This window comes from Sphingorhabdus pulchriflava (assembly GCF_003367235.1).
Lineage (GTDB): Bacteria > Pseudomonadota > Alphaproteobacteria > Sphingomonadales > Sphingomonadaceae > Sphingorhabdus_B > Sphingorhabdus_B pulchriflava.
On record NZ_QRGP01000001.1, the window covers coordinates 1,884,249 to 1,904,087 of the forward strand.

General features: G+C 58.4%; 21 protein-coding genes and 1 tRNA gene. 16 read left to right on the plus strand and 6 right to left on the minus strand.

The annotated features are described in order from the left end of the window. Positions 1–25 precede the first annotated feature (25 nt). Entirely contained in the window at positions 26–715 is a 690-nt protein-coding gene (locus DXH95_RS09270; protein ID WP_115549053.1) for an MOSC domain-containing protein, read from the minus strand. Positions 716–785: 70 nt separating this feature from the next. Between DXH95_RS09270 and DXH95_RS09275 the strand changes: the two genes are divergently transcribed. Genes DXH95_RS09275 through DXH95_RS09285 form a run of 3 tightly spaced genes read left to right on the plus strand, consistent with a single transcriptional unit; the run spans position 786 to position 4,251 of the window. Beyond that, positions 786–1,949, plus strand: a complete 1,164-nt coding sequence (locus DXH95_RS09275; protein ID WP_115549054.1) for a glycosyltransferase family 4 protein — start codon at positions 786–788, stop codon at positions 1,947–1,949. Further along, the gene (locus DXH95_RS09280; protein WP_115549055.1) at positions 1,946–3,268 is read left to right on the plus strand and encodes a replication-associated recombination protein A; all 1,323 of its coding nucleotides are present in this window, start codon (positions 1,946–1,948) and stop codon (positions 3,266–3,268) included. Before DXH95_RS09275 ends, DXH95_RS09280 begins: the two co-directional genes overlap by 4 nt. Then, on the plus strand, positions 3,265–4,251 hold the full coding sequence (locus tag DXH95_RS09285) for an NADPH:quinone oxidoreductase family protein (protein WP_115549056.1): 987 nt from the start codon (positions 3,265–3,267) through the stop codon (positions 4,249–4,251). The genes DXH95_RS09280 and DXH95_RS09285 overlap by 4 nt, the downstream gene beginning before the upstream one ends. 80 nt (positions 4,252–4,331) lie before the next feature. Here the strand turns inward: DXH95_RS09285 and DXH95_RS09290 are convergent, their stop codons facing one another. Beyond that, positions 4,332–4,787 carry a hypothetical protein gene (locus DXH95_RS09290; RefSeq protein ID WP_147291711.1) on the minus strand — a complete coding sequence of 152 codons (456 nt, stop codon included), beginning with the start codon at positions 4,785–4,787 and terminating at the stop codon, positions 4,332–4,334. Positions 4,788–4,908: 121 nt separating this feature from the next. On the opposite strand from DXH95_RS09290, the gene DXH95_RS09295 reads away from it, so the two are divergent. The 4 genes from DXH95_RS09295 (at position 4,909) to DXH95_RS09310 (ending at position 7,970) form a co-directional block, all read left to right on the plus strand. Further along, positions 4,909–5,502: a TetR/AcrR family transcriptional regulator gene (locus tag DXH95_RS09295; RefSeq protein ID WP_181883617.1), complete on the plus strand. Its 594-nt coding sequence runs from the start codon at positions 4,909–4,911 to the stop codon at positions 5,500–5,502. Positions 5,503–5,640: 138 nt separating this feature from the next. Beyond that, complete coding sequence (locus tag DXH95_RS09300) at positions 5,641–6,897, plus strand: mechanosensitive ion channel (RefSeq protein ID WP_115549059.1); 1,257 nt, start codon at positions 5,641–5,643, stop codon at positions 6,895–6,897. Positions 6,898–6,997: 100 nt separating this feature from the next. Beyond that, positions 6,998–7,870, plus strand: a complete 873-nt coding sequence (locus DXH95_RS09305) for a hypothetical protein (RefSeq protein WP_115549505.1) — start codon at positions 6,998–7,000, stop codon at positions 7,868–7,870. Between the two features lie 24 nt (positions 7,871–7,894). After that, positions 7,895–7,970, plus strand: a tRNA-Thr gene (locus tag DXH95_RS09310). A 66-nt stretch (positions 7,971–8,036) separates the two neighbouring features. Here DXH95_RS09310 and DXH95_RS09315 read toward each other — a convergent pair. Further along, positions 8,037–8,453, minus strand: coding sequence for a DUF3703 domain-containing protein (locus DXH95_RS09315; RefSeq protein ID WP_115549060.1), 417 nt, complete (start codon positions 8,451–8,453; stop codon positions 8,037–8,039). Between the two features lie 309 nt (positions 8,454–8,762). On the opposite strand from DXH95_RS09315, the gene DXH95_RS09320 reads away from it, so the two are divergent. The 7 genes from DXH95_RS09320 to DXH95_RS09350 are packed head-to-tail and all read left to right on the plus strand — an operon-like array spanning position 8,763 to position 16,022. Beyond that, entirely contained in the window at positions 8,763–9,671 is a 909-nt protein-coding gene (locus DXH95_RS09320; protein WP_115549506.1) for an SDR family NAD(P)-dependent oxidoreductase, read from the plus strand. Positions 9,672–9,681: 10 nt separating this feature from the next. Continuing rightward, positions 9,682–10,875 (plus strand): acyl-CoA dehydrogenase family protein, encoded by a 1,194-nt coding sequence (locus tag DXH95_RS09325; RefSeq protein WP_239016593.1) that lies wholly within the window; start codon positions 9,682–9,684, stop codon positions 10,873–10,875. A 9-nt stretch (positions 10,876–10,884) separates the two neighbouring features. Beyond that, positions 10,885–12,087 carry a CoA transferase gene (locus DXH95_RS09330; protein WP_115549061.1) on the plus strand — a complete coding sequence of 401 codons (1,203 nt, stop codon included), beginning with the start codon at positions 10,885–10,887 and terminating at the stop codon, positions 12,085–12,087. After that, complete coding sequence (locus DXH95_RS09335; protein WP_115549062.1) at positions 12,084–13,295, plus strand: acetyl-CoA C-acetyltransferase; 1,212 nt, start codon at positions 12,084–12,086, stop codon at positions 13,293–13,295. The genes DXH95_RS09330 and DXH95_RS09335 overlap by 4 nt, the downstream gene beginning before the upstream one ends. A 5-nt stretch (positions 13,296–13,300) precedes the next feature. After that, positions 13,301–14,452, plus strand: a complete 1,152-nt coding sequence (locus DXH95_RS09340; RefSeq protein WP_220272289.1) for an acyl-CoA dehydrogenase family protein — start codon at positions 13,301–13,303, stop codon at positions 14,450–14,452. After that, positions 14,452–15,291, plus strand: coding sequence for an HTD2 family dehydratase (locus DXH95_RS09345; RefSeq protein ID WP_115549064.1), 840 nt, complete (start codon positions 14,452–14,454; stop codon positions 15,289–15,291). The genes DXH95_RS09340 and DXH95_RS09345 overlap by 1 nt, the downstream gene beginning before the upstream one ends. Next, positions 15,288–16,022, plus strand: coding sequence for an enoyl-CoA hydratase/isomerase family protein (locus tag DXH95_RS09350; protein WP_115549065.1), 735 nt, complete (start codon positions 15,288–15,290; stop codon positions 16,020–16,022). The genes DXH95_RS09345 and DXH95_RS09350 overlap by 4 nt, the downstream gene beginning before the upstream one ends. Before the next feature lie 6 nt (positions 16,023–16,028). Here the strand turns inward: DXH95_RS09350 and DXH95_RS09355 are convergent, their stop codons facing one another. Both DXH95_RS09355 and DXH95_RS16005 read right to left on the minus strand, forming a co-directional pair. Next, the gene (locus DXH95_RS09355; RefSeq protein ID WP_115549066.1) at positions 16,029–17,159 is read right to left on the minus strand and encodes a zinc-binding dehydrogenase; all 1,131 of its coding nucleotides are present in this window, start codon (positions 17,157–17,159) and stop codon (positions 16,029–16,031) included. A gap of 87 nt (positions 17,160–17,246) precedes the next feature. Then, entirely contained in the window at positions 17,247–17,498 is a 252-nt protein-coding gene (locus DXH95_RS16005; protein ID WP_181883618.1) for a hypothetical protein, read from the minus strand. A 39-nt stretch (positions 17,499–17,537) separates the two neighbouring features. On the opposite strand from DXH95_RS16005, the gene DXH95_RS09365 reads away from it, so the two are divergent. Continuing rightward, positions 17,538–18,482: a DMT family transporter gene (locus DXH95_RS09365; RefSeq protein WP_181883619.1), complete on the plus strand. Its 945-nt coding sequence runs from the start codon at positions 17,538–17,540 to the stop codon at positions 18,480–18,482. On the opposite strand, the gene DXH95_RS09370 is transcribed toward DXH95_RS09365, so the two are convergent. Further along, on the minus strand, positions 18,451–19,272 hold the full coding sequence (locus DXH95_RS09370; RefSeq protein ID WP_115549069.1) for a carbon-nitrogen hydrolase family protein: 822 nt from the start codon (positions 19,270–19,272) through the stop codon (positions 18,451–18,453). The two genes, DXH95_RS09365 and DXH95_RS09370, sit on opposite strands and share 32 nt — an antisense overlap. Before the next feature lie 279 nt (positions 19,273–19,551). Between DXH95_RS09370 and DXH95_RS09375 the strand changes: the two genes are divergently transcribed. Beyond that, positions 19,552–19,800 carry a hypothetical protein gene (locus tag DXH95_RS09375; RefSeq protein WP_115549070.1) on the plus strand — a complete coding sequence of 83 codons (249 nt, stop codon included), beginning with the start codon at positions 19,552–19,554 and terminating at the stop codon, positions 19,798–19,800. Positions 19,801–19,839 lie beyond the last annotated feature (39 nt).

A 19,839-nucleotide genomic window follows, 5' to 3' on the forward strand; every position in this document is an offset into this window, starting at 1 on the left:
TGGTTCGCTACTTTTGGCCTCAAAGTTACGCCTCGCCCAGACTTTCGAGCAACTGTCGGGCACGCCAGCGCCAGTGAAGCGCAAGTGTCTCCATTTCCGCCAATTCGCGCAATGCGGCATTTGCCCCGTCCATGCGGTGCATACCGCCGATTAACAACTGAAACGCGCGCTCGACGGTCCAGCCGTGGCGCGCGCGTTCGACCTGTTCGATGCTGTCATCAGGTTTGATATGGCCCACTTCGAGCACCCTGAAATAATAGCCGCTACGGCCGGTCTGGACGACCGCAGCCATCATGCCTTTCATCCCGAAATGATGGTCTATTTTCCAGCAAGGCTGCCGCCCCTGGCTGATCTCGACCAATGCTTCACCGATCCGGAACCGGTCGCCAATGTGAATGCTATCCTCGGTCATTTCCAATGCCGAGATATTCTCTCCAAAACCGCCCAATCGGCCAAGATGCGGATGGGGTTCACGCCCAGCTTTGGCAAAGTCGGCTTCCCACATCGGATAATGCTCGCCCGGGTAGAAATGCACCGCCTTATCCTCACCGCCATGCACAGTCGGGTCGCCGACGCGATCGCCTTCAAATCCGGTGAAGGTCAGATAGACCGGATGGTCGACCGAAAGGCGTGAGCCGATGGAGCTGTCTTCCCCCTCGCCTCTGAACGAAACGGGTTTGCCGATTAACAAGGCTTCGATGTTCGTCTTGATCATACCAGAGCTTAACCGCCCGGTTGCGGCTTGGCCATTGGCAATCACGCCGCCGCTGTCTAATAGACTGCGGATGCAGACGGCGGACCTTCGCATTGCCCTGTTTAGCGGCAACTATAATTATGTGCGCGATGGCGCAAACCAGGCGCTCAACCGGCTGGTAGGCTATTTGTTGCGTCAGGGCGCGCAGGTGCGCGTATATTCTCCAACCGTTGACGAACCTGCCTTTCCGCCGACCGGCGATTTGGTGAGCGTGCCATCAATGGCGATCCCCAACCGCCCCGAATATCGCATTCCACTGGCGCTTTCCGGCGCAGTAAAGCGTGATCTGGAAGCCTTCGCGCCCAATGTCGTGCATATCTCCAGCCCGGACCGGGTGGCCCGCAAGGCGGTGAAATGGGCGCGTAAACGCAACCTGCCGGTGCTCGCCTCGGTGCACACGCGGTTCGAAACCTATTTCCGTTATTACAACATGTCGTTCCTCGAACCGTTGGTTGAAGCTTGGTTGCGCACGCTTTACCGGAAATGCGATGCGCTGGTCGCGCCTTCGGAATCGATGGCGCAGGTGCTCCGCCAACAGCGGATGAATTACGATATCGATATCTGGTCGCGCGGTGTCGATCGCGACATATTCAATCCCTCACGCCGCGACCTGCAATGGCGCAATGGATTGGGCATCACCGATGACATGCCGGTCATCGGTTTCCTTGGACGGTTGGTAATGGAAAAGGGCCTCGACGTCTTTTCAGACACCATCGACCAGCTCAACCGCCGCAATGTCCGCCACAAGGTTCTCGTTATCGGCGAAGGGCCAGCGCGCGGCTGGTTTGAAAGCCGCCTACCCGATGCCGCATTTGTCGGCTTCCAGGGCGGATCCGATCTGGCGCGCGCCGTCGCCAGCATGGACATACTGTTCAATCCCAGCGTTACCGAAACCTTCGGCAATGTGACGCTGGAGGCAATGGCTTGCGGCCTGCCGGTTGTCGCTGCCAAAGCAACCGGCAGCCAGAGCCTTGTCGACGACAACCGCTCCGGGCGCCTCATTACACCAGGCGCCATTGCACAATTTGCCGAGGCGTTGCGCAATTACTGTGAAGATGCAGAATTGCGTAAAGAACATGGCAAGGCCGGCGAGCAACGCAGCCTCGACTATAGCTGGGATGCGATCAATCAGGCCGTGGCCGATACCTATGTGCGGCTGGTCCGGCAACGTCGCACGGAGCTGGCCAAGGCGTGAGCGACCTTTTCGGCGCCCCACCTCAAGCCCGCTCCGAAACTATTTCGGCAAACTCCCCACTTGCCGACCGCATTCGTCCGCAATCACTCGCCGACGTCGTGGGTCAGGAGCATTTGACCGGCCCCGATGGCGCGATCGGGCGGATGGTTTCCGCCGGGCGACTGTCGTCGATGATCCTGTGGGGGCCGCCGGGGACAGGAAAAACGAGCATCGCGCGCCTGCTCGCCGACGCGGTTGGCATGCATTATATGGCGGTTTCGGCGGTTTTTTCGGGCGTCGCCGATCTGAAAAAGGCCTTTTCCGAGGCCGAACAGGTAGCGCGCACCGGCAAAGCCACATTGCTGTTCGTCGACGAAATCCACCGTTTCAATCGCGCCCAGCAGGACGGATTTCTGCCCTTTGTCGAGCGTGGTATCGTTACACTGGTGGGTGCGACGACTGAAAATCCCAGCTTTGAACTAAACGCCGCGTTGCTCAGCCGGGCACAGGTTCTGGTGCTCAAGCGGCTCGATGATGTGGCACTGGGCAAGCTTCTGGATCGTGCCGAAGATGTTGAAGGCAAGCCCCTGCCCCTCACCGAGGACGCACGCACGGCTCTGATTGCGAGTGCAGACGGCGACGGGCGATTCCTGCTCAACCAGGCCGAAACATTGTTCGCCATCGCGCCTCCAGACACCCCGCTCGACCCACAGGCCATGGCAGCCCTCCTCCATCGCCGGATGCCGGTTTATGACAAGGACCGCGAGGGACATTACAACCTGATCTCTGCCCTGCATAAATCGATGCGCGGATCGGACCCGCAGGCCGCGCTCTATTGGCTGGCGAGGATGCTGGTTGCGGGCGAAGAACCGCTCTATGTGCTCCGTCGCATCACCCGTTTTGCAGTTGAGGATGTTGGCCTCGCCGATCCGCGGGCGCTCGAACAATGCATCGCGGCCAAGGATGCCTATGAATTTCTGGGATCTCCGGAAGGTGAATTGGCCATTGTCCAAGCCTGCCTCTATTGCGCCACCGCGCCCAAATCCAATGCGGCCTACAAGGCACAAAAGGCGGCATGGAAGCTGGCAAAGGAAACCGGATCGTTGATGCCGCCAGCCAATATCCTGAACGCGCCGACCAAGCTGATGAAGGATATCGGCTATGGCCAAGGCTATGCCTATGATCATGATGCCGACGAAGGCTTTTCGGGCGCCAATTATTGGCCGGAAGAGATGCAGCCAGCCGAGCTTTACCGCCCCGTCCAGCGCGGACTGGAGGCAAAAATTGCCGAGCGCCTAACCTTTTGGGATGGGTTGCGCGGGGAGAGGAACAGCAAATGACGTATCGCGCCGCCGTCTGCACGGCATTGACCGGACCCGAGAGCATCCGGATTGAGGAACGCCACCGCGCGCCATTGCACCCCGGCGAGGTTCGCATTGCCATCAAGGCAGCGGGACTCAATTTCCCTGACCTGCTGATGACCTATGGCAAATACCAGTTCCGCCCCGATCCGCCCTTCGTTCCCGGTATGGAATTTTCGGGCGAAGTTATCGAGGTCGGCTCTGGTGTGACCAATTGGCAGCCGGGAGAAGCCGTTATGGGTGGCGGCAAAGGCGATTGTATTGCGGAAGAAGCCGTCGTCCCTGCCGCAGCTTTGGTAACCAAGCCCGATGCATTAAGCTGGGAAGAGGCAGCGTGCTGGCGGGCTGGCGGTGTTACTGCATGGCACGCGTTGCACGACAAGGCTGCACTCAAAGCGGGTGAAACACTGCTTGTGCTGGGTGCCGCCGGCGGGGTCGGCATGGCGGCAGTTTCGTTGGGAAAATATATGGGAGCGACTGTCATCGGCACGGGTTCCAGCCTGGAAAAGCGGTCCGCGATCCTTGCGGCTGGCGCAGACCATGCGCTCGATCCTGCCGATCCAGACTTGGCAACCAAGGTAAAAGAACTGACCGGCAGCAAAGGCTGCGATGTTGTGTTCGATCCCGTAGGAGGCGATCTGTCGATAACCGCAACACGCGCAATCGGATGGGGCGGACGTTTCCTGATTGTCGGCTTTGCCAGCGGCAGCACGCCCAGCTTCCCCGCCAACCATGCGCTAATCAAAGGCTATAGCCTGATCGGCCTGCGCGCAGGCGAGGCCAGCCGCCGCGATCCGGAGCTAGCGGCGCGCACATCCATCGAACTGAAGAAATTGGCGGAAGTAGGCATCATGCGCCCGCATATCTCGCACCGCCTGCCGCTCGATCAAACCCGCGACGCATTGCTGGTGCTCGAACGGCGCGAGGCCATTGGCCGCGTCGTGGTAACATTAGGTGATTGAGCCCGGCAGGGTCGCGTAGCCGGGCCCAATCGCAACGCTGAACGCTCTGCAGTCAAATGCAGCGCATTCCGCATCCCGGTTTACTGGTTGGTGCGGATCTGGCCGACCCTCGATTTTTGCCCTTCGCCGGCCTTGCGCGGTGTGAGCTTCGCTTCCTTGAAATGATTTCCGCGCGGCGCTTGTCCGCTATTTTCGAGCGGCTTTTCACCCGCCTTGCGGACCGTCATCGTGCCTTGGCGGATGGGCGCATCGGCACGACCATCGCCATTCACATCACCAACGGCGACACGCGGTTTGGATCGCGGTGCGGGCGGAGGGGTTTCGGGTGCAATGTCCGACGCCTTTTGCACGGCAGGAAGCAGCAGCCCCTTTTGCGGCTCATCCGGCTTGGGTGCGACATCCTTCGGCGCTTCAGCGCCCGGTGCAGCAGCTTCGCCTTTGACGCCTTCATATTTCATATAGATCGCGCTGTGCGCGGCGCCGATCATGCCGAACGATAACGCTGCAGCAATCAGCCAATCCTTTTTCCTGTTCATTCTCTCTCTCCTTGGGTCGCATCCCGATCTCGGGAATGATTTAAAAATAGAGCGTTGCTCTAGAGTGTCAATCCATTTTTTCCTTGCTTGTTTCTCTCAGGCCTTTGATAAGGGGGGCGTAATGAATGCAGCCAAGCCAAAGACCCGCGACCGCATCCTCACTTCCGCACGCGAACTGTTTTTTTCCAAAGGGTTGGATGAAACCTCGATTGCTGAAATCTGCAAGCATTCGGGTGTGTCAAACGGCAGTCTGTTCCATCATTTCCCGACCAAGGAAGCCATCGCGCTCGAAATCTTCGTCGGTATTCGCCGCCATTATTGGGAACATGTGATCGCTGCGATGGAGGCCGAGTCGACGGTTCCAGCCGCTGCAGAGGCATCGGTGCGGGCTGCCTTCGATTTCCAGAAGAAGTTCTCCGACGAATATACGTTCATGCTCGATACGGCGGCCGCACCCTGGGTTCTCAAGCACACCACCGCATTGAAAGATTTGAACACCGCTTTCGTTGAACGGGCCATGGGTTGGGCTGCACCTTATTTTATGAAGGGCGAACTCCCTGCCCTTTCGATCCATACTTTCGGAGCGCTGATATTCGGCCTGCCGCAATGGATCGCACGCGAACAGCGCGCCGGGCTTTCCGTGCCCGACATCGAAGTCGTGACAGAAGAATTGGCGGCGCTGATGCGCAAGCTGTTTTCGGTTGAACCCAAATAAACGAGTCAAATCATTGCTTTGACTCGCAAAAAATGCTGCGCAGCATAAGGTGCAGCAAAAATTTGCCAGAGTCTTGATTCCATGGTAGATTCTATTCGCTTCTAGGCCCTTTGAGGTCGTTATATGGGGGGAGCGAAAATGGATAGTTTCCAAATAGCGGGTTACGCTTTCGACAAGGTTCTTTTCATGGAATGGGCGGAGAAGATATTCTTCGCCCTTATCATTTTGGGCATCACCTGGGCGCTGGCAAAGGCGGCCAAATGGACCTTCGCAAAGATGGTCGACCAGATACCCTTCCTGCAACGCGGGACATCAAGCGGTGAGAGTGTCGGTATGGCACTCGGAAAAATAGTGTCCTTGCTGGTCTGGCTGTTCGGCTTGCTTGCCGTGTTGCAGCAGCTAGGTTTCGACAGTGTTATCACTCCAGTTCAGGGATTGCTTGGCAACTTCATCGGCTATCTCGACAACATCGTCTTTGCCGCTGCCATCTTCTTCATCGGCTCGATGATTGCCGGGATCGCCCGCGATCTGGTTGAAACCGCATTGGGGGCCGTCGACTTCGACAAATGGGCCAATAAAGGCGGTGTAGAAGCGATTACAGGCAACAATGCGATCACCAAGACACTAAGTACAATTGTCTATGTGCTGGTTATCATACCCGTCGCAATCGCTGCGCTGCAGATGCTCGAAATCTCAGCGATCACCGAACCGGCGATGAATCTGCTCAACATGGTGTTCAAGGCCATTCCGTTGATAATCGGCGCCTGCCTGTTGCTCGGCATCGGTTTTGTGATTTCGCGCTGGGTCGCGTCGCTGATCCGGGACCTGCTGCCCAGCCTGGGTGCAGACCGCGCAATCAACGAACTCGGCATCCTGCCCGAAGGCCGCACGGCATCGGGCGTGATTGCCGCGATCGTTACCATTGCGATCATGATCTTCTTCGCCATTGCGGCGACCAACATGCTTGGCTTCCCGCAGTTGACGAGCATCCTTGAAACGGTGCTGGCACAGGCTGGCAATGTAGTCTTTGGCGCAGTGCTGATCGCATTGGGTGTGCTCATCGCCAACATCCTGCGAAACCTGATCGCCGATGCGACGGGGCCGGGTATTGCCTCCAACGTAACCTATTGGATCACCACCGGACTGTTCGTTTTCATCGGCCTCAAGCAGATGCAAATTGGCGGGATGATCGTTGACTATGCCTTTGGCGCTCTCGCGATCGGCGCTGCGGTTGCCTTTGCCCTCGCCTTCGGCCTTGGCGGACGCGATGCTGCGGCACGGATGCTGTCCGACCTGCGGGCTCCCACAGCCCCTGCGGCTAAAAAGCCGGTGGCGTCGCTGGCACCCAAAACGGTCAAGCGCGCTCCGGCCCGCAAGGCACCAGCCAAGAAATAAGCTGCCTTTACCGAAGCAGCCAATTGGGGCGGGGGAAACCTCGCCCCCTTTTGTTTGGCTCCCCTTTTATTTGTAAGCAGGCATGCGCATATCGATCACTATGCGCCGCTTTTCCCGTTTTGCCTGTATCGACTGGTCCGGCGCGGTTGGTGAATTCCCTTCCGGCCTCGCGCTTGCCAGCATCGGTCCTGACGGCGCACCCGAACTGATTGGCCCCGAAAAGCGCTGGTCGCGGCAAGCCGTTCTCGACTGGCTGCTCGAACTGGCCGACGCGGGCGAAGATATCCTTATTGGTCTCGACCTGTCGTTAGGTTTTCCCTTTAATGATCAGGGTAGCTTTTTCCCCGAATGGTCGGATAGCCCCGCCGATGCCCGCGCGCTTTGGGCTCTAGTCGACGAGCTCTGCGCCGACGACCGGCATTTGGCCGCGAACAGCTTCCTCGCGCATCCCGAAGCCCGTCGTCATTTCCGCCATGCCAAAGGCGATGTGGGCGACCTGTTCGAAGGTGGAATCGGACGGCTGCGCGAAGTCGAACGCCATCAGCGCGTAACCAAGCAGGCGAATAGCTGGAGCTGTTTCAACCTTGTCGGCGCGGGCCAGGTCGGCAAAAGTTCGCTGACGGGGATGCGGATGATGCATCGACTGAGTGGGCGCATACCGGTCTGGCCGTTCGATCCACTTCCCAAGCGTGGACCGGCCATCATCGAAATCTATACCACCATGGCCGCCCGCGCCGCAGGCCTGCCTGCGAACACCAGCAAGATCCGCGATGCAGAAACACTGGCGCAGGCGCTCGCAAAATTCGATGCCGAAGCCCCTTCCCTGCTCCATCGGCTCGACGACCATGCCACCGACGCGTTATTGACCTCCGCCTGGATGCGCAAAGCCAGCCAGAACCTTGCGCTCTGGAACCCCGAATTACTGACTCCTGAAATTGCGCAAACTGAGGGCTGGACCTTTGGGGTCATCTGACGCTAAAGGGCCTCCCATTGGCGTGCCGGCTTAGCTCAGTTGGTAGAGCACCTGATTTGTAATCAGGGGGCCACGGGTTCGAATCCTGTAGCCGGCACCATTTCTCCGTTTCGTCACATCCTGCCACACCACTGAGACAGAGGCGATCTTTGGGCCGTGGCGATCCCTACATGAAAAGAAAATAGGCCGCGGCTAGCGAAACGAGCAGCACGCCGCGCACAATCAAGCCATTTCTGAGCGAATGGCCTTGCAAATAGGGCTGGATGTCAGCCGGTATCGGCATCGGCAGTGTGGGTGAAACATCTGCACCGCCTGTGTTGCCCACCGGTATCCATCCGGCGAGATGGAATGGCCCGGCCCCAATCATTCGCACAATCTGCCCTCGAACCTCTTTGGTATCGGACTGCTTCAGTGCCAGCCGGAACATGCGGTAGTGGCTTTGCATGTGCGAAATATACCAGCGCTGGCCAAGGATGTGCGCACGCTCGAGATGGGCTTTGGCAACTGCGAAATCACCCTTGCTTTCGGCTGACTGAGCATATTCCAATTCCCGACGAAAAGCTGCTTTCACATTCAAAGCCATTGTTCATTCCCTTCCACTGGTATCCATCTTGGATACCAGTTCGATCGCCATCAGAACGAGTATTCAATTGAGCTAGTCCACATCTTGCCAGCCAGAAACCACCAGCCAACTTGGACCGTTCCGATACAATAAACAACATCCCCAACCGAAGTTTGACGGCTGGTTCGTCGCGCACACATAGAGGGAGCGCTGCAGCATTGGCGTCCTTCGCGTGAGATTATTTTGCCCTTTGGGGGCTTCACGAATCCCTTTCACTCGGCCAAGGCTTAATCGACCGCTTAAATTGCAGGCAGGAGAGAAGCGATGGGTATGCTGGAAGGCAAGGTTGTGGCCGTGACCGGCGCAGGGCGCGGGGTTGGCCGGGAAATTGCCTTGCTGTGCGCGAAACATGGCGCAGCGGTGGTCATCAATGATCCCGGCGTGGGCGGTGGCGGCGAAGGCGGCGATGCCGGCCCGGCGCAGGAAACCGCAAATGACATCATTGCTGCCGGAGGAAAGGCGATCGCCAATCTGGCCAGCGTTGCCGATCCGGCGGGTGCAGCCTCAATCATCGAAGACGCGGTGAAGACATTTGGCCGCATCGATGCTGTTGTAAACAATGCCGGCATCCTGCGCGACACCATCTGGCACAAGATGAGCCATGAGGATTGGCGCGCGGTTATCGACGTGCATCTCAACGGCACCTTCAATGTCAGCAAGGCAGCGACCCCCTATTTCCGTGAGCAGCAATCGGGCAGCTTCATCCACTTCACCTCGACCAGCGGGCTGATCGGCAATATCGGTCAGGCCAATTATTCGGCCGCGAAGCTGGGCATTGTCGGCCTGTCACAGTCGATCGCGCTCGACATGGCGCGTGCAGGCGTACGCTCCAACTGTATTGCGCCCTTCGCCTGGAGCCGGATGACCGCATCGATCCCAGCCGAAACGCCGGAGCAAAAGGAAAGGGTCGAGCGACTAAAGACGATGAGCGCGGACAAGATTGCGCCTTTGGTGGTCTATCTCGCCAGCGATGCGTCAAAAGATGTGTCGAACCAGATATTCTCGGTGCGCAAGAATGAGATCGTGCTGTACAACAAGCCGCGCCCGATCCGTTCAATGACCAAGGTTGAAGGGTGGACGCCGGAGAGCATCGCAGATGAACTGATCCCTGCCTTCAAACCCAGCTTCGCACGCGCCGATGAAGTTTCGGCACATGTTTTCCCTTACGATCCGATCTGAGGAGCAAGAGATGAGCAACCGCGGCCAACAAAACTCCGGCATGGACTCCGAAACTTTCGACGCCTTTATCGAGCAACTCCGCCGCTATGTACGCGAACGCCTGATACCTGCTGAGGAAGACGTGATCGCAAACGACGCGATCCCCGACGATATCCTTGCCGAAATGCGCGAAATGGGCCTGTTCGGTATCACCATACCCGAAGAATTTGGCGGTGCTGGGATGAGCATCAGCCAGTATATCGAGACCGTGAAGCAGATCAGCTATGCGGCGCCGGCTTACCGTTCGACAATGTCGATCAATGTTGGAATGACCGGAAGTGCGATCAAAAACTTCGGCACCAAGGAGCAGAAAGACTTTTGGCTACCGCGCATTGCGAGCGGGGAAATTGCCTGTTTCGGTCTCACCGAGCCGGGCAGCGGTTCAGACAGCGCAGCGATGCAGACAATGGCTGTGCGCGATGGCAATGGCTATAAACTGACCGGCACCAAACGCTATATCACCAATAGCCCACACGCGAAAATCGGCCTGATCATGGCGCGCACCTCGAAAGAGGCGTTGCCCAAAAACGCCCATGTCTCTGCCTTCATAGTCGACATGACTTCGCCGGGCATCAGCATCGGCAAACCCGACAAGAAAATGGGCCAGTCAGGCGCGCATATCGCCGACATCATCATGGAAGATGTCAAAATCCCCGGCGACGCCTTGGTCGGCGGCGAAGAAGGCCGCGGTTTCCAGATTGCCATGCAAAGCCTCGACAATGGGCGCCTTTCGGTTGCCGCTATGGGCGTCGGAATGGGCCGCCGGATCCTCGACACCGCAATCCGCTACGCCACCGAGCGCAAGGCCTTTGGCGAGCCGATTGCCAATTTCCAGCTGATCCAGGCAATGCTGGCAGACAGCGAGGCCGAACTTTACGCAGCCGAGTGCATGATCGCCGACGCGTGTGCACGCGCCGATCGTGGCGAGGTTATCTTGCGCAAGGCGGCGGCTGCCAAGCTGTTCGCAACCGAAACCTGTGGCCGTGTCGCGGACCGCTGCGTGCAGGTGTACGGCGGGGCGGGTTATCTCGCCGAATATCCCGCCGAGCGGTTCTTCCGCGACGCCCGCATTCTGCGCATTTACGAAGGCACCAGCCAGATCATGCAATTGCAGATCGCAAAACATCTTCTGCGCGAGTTCGAGCGTGAAGGCGCGGTCTGGTAGACAAACGATATGTACAACCTACTCTATGGCCTTTCGGTAATCGAAGCATCCAGCTTCGTCGCCTCGCCCACCGCCGGACTATATCTGGCGCAGATGGGGGCAGAAGTCATTCGCGTCGACCAGATTGGCGGCGGCCCCGATTTTCGCCGCTGGCCTGTCACTGAAGAGAATGACTCGCTCTATTGGGAAAATCTCAACCGCGCAAAGAAATCGGTCGCACTCGACCTCGCTTCGCCCCAAGGCCGCGAGTTGTTGCAGGAACTGGTGCGCAAGACGGGGCAGTTCGTCACCAATTTTCCTGCGGAAGGGTTTCTGTCCCATACCAAGCTGGCGGAAGGTCGGGCAGACCTCGTGACCGTACGCGTCATGGGCTGGGCCGATGGCTCGCCTGCGCTTGATTATACGGTCAACAATGCAGTTGGCTATCCGATGATGACCGGACCAGGGCCGGAGCCGGTGAATCATGTGCTGCCTGCCTGGGATTTGCTGTCCGGGGCCTATGCCGCCTTTGCTATGCTAGCAGCGATCCGGAAGCGTGAGGCGACGGGTGATGGCAGCGAAGTTCGCATTCCCTTATCCGATGTCGCTATTGGCACCGTCGCCAATCTGGGAGGTATTGCCGAAGTGCTCCATTCAGGTGCTAACCGTCCCCGATTGGGGAATGCGGTCTACGGCCTGTTCGGTCGCGATTTTGTAACCCGTGACGGGGTACGTACCATGATCGTGGTCGTGACCCACAGGCAATGGGCCAATCTGCTCGATGCCTTGTCGCTTGGCGATGCAGTGGCCACCATAGAGACGGCACGTGGTGTCAGCTTTGCCAAGAATGATGGACTGCGGTTCGAGCATCGCGATGCCCTATATCCGCTTTTCGAAGCTGCCATTTGTCAACGCGATCACGCAGAACTGGCATCCACACTCGACGCTGCCGGGATTGTGCATAGCGCCTATCGCACGATGCTCGATGCCGCGAAGGACGAACGTCTTGTTGGCAACAACCCCATGTTCAGCGCCTTTGATGCAAACCCTTCGGGCTTTGCCTATCCGGCTGCGGGGTCTTTTGGCACCATCCCGCAGCAAGAACGTGGGCAGCCCCAAACTGCGCCGCGCAATGGCCAGCATAGCGAAGAAATCCTGGCCGACCGCCTCCAACTTTCAACGGGCGAAATCGCCCGCCTCATCGACTCTGGAATAGTAGGAATAGCATCATGACCCTCCGTCGCGCGGCCATTGTCGCCCCCATCCGCACCGCCGTCGGCAAATTCGGTGGATCTCTGGCATCGCTGACTGCGGGGCAATTGGGCGCGGTTATCCTGAAAACGCTGATGGAACGGTCGAAAATCGATCCGACCCGAGTTGACGACGTGATATTCGCGCAAGGTTATGGCAATGGTGAAGCGCCTTGCATTTCGCACTGGTCTTGGCTGCTCGCCGGACTGCCTGAAGAGGTCCCGGGCTATCAGCTTGACCGTCGTTGTGGCTCAGGTCTGCAGGCCATCGTCAACGCGGCGATGATGGTGCAAACCGGGGTTTCCGATGTAGTCGTCGCAGGTGGCTGCGAGAGCATGTCCAATGTCGAGCATTACAGCACCGACATCCGCAAGGGCGTGCGCGCCGGAAACCTGACGCTGCATGACCGCCTCACCCGTGGCCGCGTGATGAGCCAGCCGATCGAACGCTATGGTGTGATCAGCGGCATGATCGAAACTGCAGAAAATCTGGCCAAGGACTGGAACATCAGCCGTGAGGCATGCGACGCCTATGCCGCGCGCAGCCACCAGCGCGCGGCGGCGGCTTGGACCAACGGCCTGTTTGCCGATGAACTAGTGCCGGTCGAAATCCCGCAGAAAAAAGGCGATCCGGTTGTCTTCAACCATGATGAAGGGTATCGCGCCGATGCCAGTGTCGAGACGCTGGGCGCACTTCGCGCACTCGAAGGCGGCGTGGTCACGGCGGGCAATGCCAGCCAGCAGAATGACGCAGCGGCGGCGTGCCTCGTTGTCGCCGAAGACAAGCTTGAGGAACTGGGCCTTGAACCCATCGCATTCTTCCATAGCTGGGCTGCCGCCGGTTGCGACCCCAGCCGCATGGGATATGGCCCTGTGCCCGCGACCGAACGCCTGTTCGCGCGCAACGGCTTGTCATGGAACGACATCGGCCTCATCGAACTCAATGAAGCTTTCGCGCCGCAGGTGCTCGCCTGCCTCAAGGGCTGGGGCTGGTCGGATGATGACAGCCGCCATGACATACTCAACGTCAACGGATCGGGCATATCGCTGGGCCATCCCATCGGCGCGACCGGCGGGCGCATCCTCGCCAACCTGACGCGCGAGATGCAGCGCCGCGATGTCCGCTATGGCTTGGAAACCATGTGCATTGGTGGCGGCCAAGGCATCGCTGCCGTGTTCGAAAAGGCATGACTGAGATGCACGATTACACCGCCATCCGCGAAGAAGTTGCCAAGCTGTGCGCAGGGTATCCCGGCGAATATTGGCGTGCGAAGGATAAGGATCGCGCCTATCCATCCGAGTTTGTGACAGCCTTGGGCGCAGCAGGCTATCTCGCCGCCCTGATCCCGGAAGAATATGGCGGTGCCGGCCTGCCGCTTTCAGCAGCAGCTGCAATCTTGGAGGAAGTCCAGAAACAGGGCTGCAATGGCGGTGCTGTCCATGCCCAGATGTACATCATGGGCACTGTACTGCGCCACGGCAGCGAGGAGCAGAAGCAGCGTTACCTGCCCAAGATCGCAACCGGCGAACTGCGCCTGCAGGCCTTTGGCGTGACCGAACCGACCAGCGGCACCGATACGCTGAGCCTCAAGACCGTCGCCAAAAAGGATGGCGACCGTTACATCGTCAACGGCCAGAAAATCTGGACGAGCCGCGCCGAGCATTCGGACCTAATGCTCCTCCTCGCCCGCACCACGCCGCGCGAAGAGGCAGCGAGCCGCACCGAGGGGCTTTCGGTCTTTCTGGTCGACATGAAGGAAGCGCTGGCGGCAGGCACGCTCACCATCAATCCCATCGACACGATGATGAACCACGCGACCACCGCCGTATTCTTCGACAATATGGAGGTGCCCGCCGCCAATCTGATTGGCGAGGAGGGCAAGGGCTTCCGCTACATCCTATCAGGCATGAATGCCGAGCGTCTGCTGATCGCGGCTGAATGTATCGGCGATGCCAAATGGTTCATCGAAAAGGCGACCGCTTACGCCAAGGAGCGGGTGTTGTTCGGTCGGCCCATCGGCCAGAACCAGGGCGTCCAGTTCCCCATCGCCCGCGCTTATGCGCAGATGCGCGCCGCCGACCTGCTCGTGCAGGAAGGCATCCGCAAATATGAGGCGGGCGAGAATTGCGGCGAGGAAGCCAATATGGCGAAGATGCTCGCCGCTGAAGCCAGTTGGGCCGCGGGCGAGGCCTGTGTGCAGACGCATGGCGGCTTCGGCTTTGCCGCCGAATATGATGTCGAACGCAAGTTCCGCGAAACCCGGCTCTATCAGGTCGCGCCGATCAGCACGAACATGATCCTGTCCTTCGTCGCCGAGCATGTCCTCGGCCTTCCGAGGAGCTATTGATGGGCGCGTGGGATGCATGGATTGGCCGCCAGATGGTCCAGCGCGACCGGCTGACCCCGGCACTTCTGCAACGTTTCCGCGCCACCATTGATAGCGAAGAAACCGGCGAAGTCGCTCCGCAGGCTATCCATTGGGTGCTTTGCACACCTGAGGCGACCACCGCGCAACTCGGGATCGACGGGCATCCGCAGCGCAGCGACAGCCAAGGCAGCTTTTTCCCGCCGGTTCCGCATCCCCGCCGGATGTGGGCATCGAGCAAGGTTGAGTTTGTAGCTCCCATATCGGTCAATGCCGAAATCGAGCGGGTATCGACCATCGCCTCGATCAACGAGAAGAGCGGCAGCACTGGAAGTCTCGTTTTCGTTGATGTCGCTCATGAGACAAGCGCCAACGGGGTGCTTGCAATCAACGAACGACAAACGCTCGTCTATCGCGAAGCCAATAGTGCAAAGCCCACACCTGCACCTGAACCTGTCGAAATTGATTTCGGCGAATGGGATTTTCACCGGATAATGGTGCCCAGCGAGGCGCTGTTGTTCCGTTTTTCTGCCATTACTTTCAACACCCATCGCATCCATTATGATGCGCCTTATGCCATCAACGAAGAAGGCTATCGCGGGCTGGTCGTCCATGGGCCGCTGACATCTTCGCTATTGCTCGATCTGGCAGCACGGCAATTTGGCGCGAACGCCGTCAGGAAATTTGCATTTCGGGCGCAAAGCCCAGCCTTTGCCGGTGAACCGCTCCATCTGGTTGGACGACGCGAGGGCGATGCGCTCACATTGGCGGCACTCAATCCGGCGGGCCAGACCGTCGTCGCAGCGGAAGGAAGCCTATGACCGATCTCGTCACGCGCGAAGACCGCGATGGCATCGCCATCCTTTCGCTCAACCGGCCGGACAAGCGCAACGCACTTAACATCGCGCTGTGGGAGGAACTTGAGGCGCATATTGATGCCATCCGCGAAGCCGGAGAGGCGATCGGCGCGGTTATCCTGCGCGCTAATGGGCCGACTTTTTGTGCAGGTAATGACCTGAAGGAGCGTGGTGCCGAACTGCCTCGCCGGCATTTCCAGGCATCGATTGTCACCGCGCTCGCCACTCTGCCGCAGCCAGTAATCGTCGCGGTGCAAGGCGGCTGCTATACGGGTGGGCTTGAACTGGCTTTGGCGGGTGACATAATTCTCGCTGCCGAAAATGCCATCTTCGCCGATACGCATGGCAAATTCGCGCTGGTTCCGATCTGGGGGATGAGCCAGCGCCTGCCCCGCCGTGTCGGCCAATGGAAGGCGCGCGAGATGAGTTTTACCGGACTTCCGGTTTCAGGCGCCGAGGCCGCCCGCATCGGCCTTGCCAACCATGTAGTGCCCGACGCCGAACTCGATGCGAAAGCACTGGAACTGGCCGGTGCCATCGCCGCACAAAGCCGCCATAGCGTCTTTGCCTATAAACAGCTTTATCAGGAGCAGGCCGACCTGCCGCTGAATGCCGGGCTAGCCCACGAAGTGTTCAACAGCGTGGGCGTAGGTCCGGATTTCCTTGATCGGGTAAGCGGCCAGTTCGGAAAATGATCCGGCTTACGGCCGGATCAGATATTTCTCGCCTGTCCGCTTAGCATTATAGGCCTGCAGTGTCGCAACATCGACTGCCTGCTCAAGGCTGACTTGGTGGCTGTAATGACTCTTGAAAGTGGTGGTCAGTTCAGCGGCGACACGGGCACGCATCCGACCGACAATCTCCGGTCCAGCCTTCGCCATAAAGGGCGTGAGCAACCAGCCGCTCAGGCTCCAGGTCAGACCAAAATTGCGGTTGAGGATCGTCGGGCCTACATCCAGTGCGCCATAGATATAGACCTGCTTCATCTGGTCCGACCCATAACGGCTATAGGCAGACATCCGGCGAACGGCAGCTGCCTCCATGGCACCAAGGATCTGGCCGGAAAGCTTGCCGCCACCAATCGGGTCAAAACCGAGGAATGCCTCGGTTTCGGCAATGGCTGCGGTCAATTTTTCGACAAAGTCTTCGTCGTTCGAGTTGAGCACGATATCCGCACCGATGCCCTTAAGCAGCGCAACCTGCTCTTCGCTGCGAACGATGTTGACCAGCGGAATGCCATCAGCCTTGCAGATCTTGACGAGCATCTGACCAAGGTTGGAAGCGGCGGCCGCATGAACAATCGCCTTATAGCCTTCCAGCTTCATCGTTTCGACAAAACCTAGCGAAGTCAGCGGGTTGACGAAGCAGGATGCGCCATCTTCGGGTGAAGTGCCATCAGGGAGCGGCATGCACATCTGCGCTGCCAGACAGCGATATTGCGCATAAATCTCACCGCCGATGAGTGCGACGGTTTTGCCTATCAGCGCTTGCGCTTCAGGCGCAGCGCCGGCAGCAACGACCAGACCGCAGCCTTCATTGCCAATCGGCAGGGCCTGACCGATGCGGCCAGCCATGAAGCGCATTCCAGCTTCGGGTACATTCATCGATATGCCGGGCAGACCGTCGCGTTCAATCGCGCGGGCACTGGTCACGTCGGCAGCCCCCACCATCAGACCCAAGTCTGACGGATTAATCGGGGTCGCTTGCACCTTGACGACGACCTCATGGTCTTTCGGTGTCGGCATCGGCAAATCAGCGAGATAAAGCTCAAGCACCCCTTCCGGCTTCACTTCAGTCAGCATGGTGCGGTTGGTAGCTGGTAAATCGGTCATCGCTCTCTCCTGTCGCAGCTTCACCGGAATCGGTTCGCCTTTGCAACTGGGCTAGCCGATGCGCGTCAAAACCGCAATGTTCACAGCCTATCCCAATTTGATTTCAAGTATCGCGGCTACCAGCGTCGCCAACATCGCGAAAACGGTAATCCCGGTCCACGGCATGAAGCCAACATCGTCAATTCTGTGCCGTTTGGCGCGACGCCGATCAGCAAATATGGCAATTGTTGCAAGCACCGCAAAGCCACAGGCGACGATGGCCCACCCATGATAGTCCCAAAGCTCGATCAGTTGCGCATACATGGGCGAGCAGATGGCAACGCGCAGAACGAAACGCAAGGGCTGGACGAGAAACCGCAAAGCGCTAAGGCCGACCGCATGGCGATCCACGATCAGCTTCACCAGCAGACAATCACGCTACCAGTTGCCCGACCGGTAATCGGCATCGTGATGCGGCTGTCTGCGATGGCCGTTTTGGCAATCATGTTCGCGCTGGTCAAGATTGCCGGAGCCAAGGGCGTTCATGTCGCGGAGAGCGTGTTCTGGCGTCAACTGACGGGCCTTCCGGTCGCTTTGGCCTGGCTGTGGTGGCATGGCGACTTGGCCACAATCCGTACCAGTCGCCCCTTCGCCCACGCGCTGCGGATGTTGCTGGGGATCAGTGCGATGGTACTGAATTTTTCTGCAATGCTGCTGCTGCCGATGGCGGAGGCAACGACTTTTGGTTTTGCAGCCCAGATTATTGCCACCATATTGGCAGCACTGCTGTTGGGAGAGCCGACGGGGCGATATCGCTGGGGCGCAGTACTTTTGGGTTTTGCAGGCGTGCTAATCGCGTTGCAGCCGGGCGGGCATTCGGTCAACCTCTGGGGTGCGGTGATAGCTTTGCTCGGTGCCACCGCAACTGCAGCTGTCATCATTCAAATCCGGCAAATGACGCAAACCGAAGCGGCAGGAGCCATCGTATTCTGGTTTTCGCTAACATCGATGATTCCTCTGGGCATCGCGCAGTATTTTTTCGGTTCCGCGCACTCGACGGAAGCTTGGTTGGCAATTGCAGGCCTCAGCATCGCTGGTGCGGTGGGACAGATTCTTTTGACGGCGTCCCTGCGTCATGCGTCGGTCGCAACCATTATGACGATCGACTACAGCATGCTAATCTGGTCAGCGCTAGCGGGGTTCCTGATTTTTGCCGAAATACCCGACAATAGTGTGTGGGTCGGCGCACCTGTCATCATAACGGCGGGTTTGATCATTGCCTGGCGGGAACAAGTTCTGGCAAGGAAACGGATCAAAGGAGAGGCGGAATATCCCGTCGGTTGAGGTGCACGGGTATTTGCGCGCGCACTGCCTGTACACGGTCGAGGTCAAGGTCAACAAAACCAAGCCCCTCTCCCTCTCCCATATCGAGCAACACCTCTCCCCAGGGATCAACGACGAGCGAGTGGCCATAGGTTTCGCGGCCGTCGGCATGCTTGCCAGATTGCGCTGCAGCAATCACAAAAGCTGCTGATTCAATCGCGCGGGCGCGCAGCAGGACGTGCCAATGCGCAGCGCCAGTCGGCACGGTGAAGGCGGCTGGCACAGCAAAAGCAACCGCGCCGCTTCGAGCGAGCGTGCTGAACAATTCAGAAAAGCGAAGGTCATAGCAGATGGTCAAACCCATTGGCCCCAAAGGTGACGCCGTCATCACGGGACGATCTCCACCAAGATAGGCTGCAGACTCGCGCCATGATTCGCCCGTTGCCAAATCCACATCGAAGAGGTGCATCTTGTCGTATCGGGATTGAATGTGGCCGGAACTGTCAAATACGATCGTGCGGTTGAAGAAGCGGTCGGCTGCCCGCTCAGAAACGACAGGAAACGATCCAATATGTACCCAAATTCCTGCCTGACTTGCCGCTTCTGCAATCGCCAAAAGCGCGGTCGTGTTGGCCTCGGTAGTGATTAGGGTTTTGGCCCGAACACGGTCCCGGTCGAGTAGCAGAGACATTTCGGGTGCAAAATAGGCTGCAGCGCCTCCAGCTTTCGCCTCTCTTATCCCGGCGATCATTACCATAACATTCTGCTGAATGTCGAAAGCGCTGTTCATTTGATGTACTGCAATACGCATAAAGAACTTCTATTCTCTGCCAATCTGGCTTGCGCCAATGTATAGTTCACAGCGCATTTACATCATCGCAAATCTTTTTGCGACGAACCAGCAAGGTATCAATATACATAGGAGTAGTTCAGCGTAAAACACTGTGTCGTAGCCGCAACAGTCCCGCAAGCTATGATGACAAAATGAGATTTTTCAATTTCATCGCCGATTCACGGGTTGCGTCTGAAGCCTGTTTGTGCCAATTAGACGCCGGTGTGTTTGAAACCACATTCAAAAAGGAGCCAAAAAATGCGTTTCGGTAAAGTTTCGCTCGCTGCAGTGGCTGCTGTTGCTCTCGCCGGTGCTCCGGTGATCGCACAGGCTGCTGCTCCTGCAAAGCCCGTCGCTGCCAAGGTGCAGCGCGCTGGTGCCGCTAAGGAAGAAAGCAAGCTCGGCGGCGGAAGCGGTGTTATCATCGCTGTTCTCGCAGCTGCAGCTGTTATTGCCGGTATCGTCATTGCCTCGGGCAACGACGACGACGCTCCGACCAGCCCCTGAGCTCGGTCTGAGACTAAAAGGAAAGGCGGCTTTTGGCCG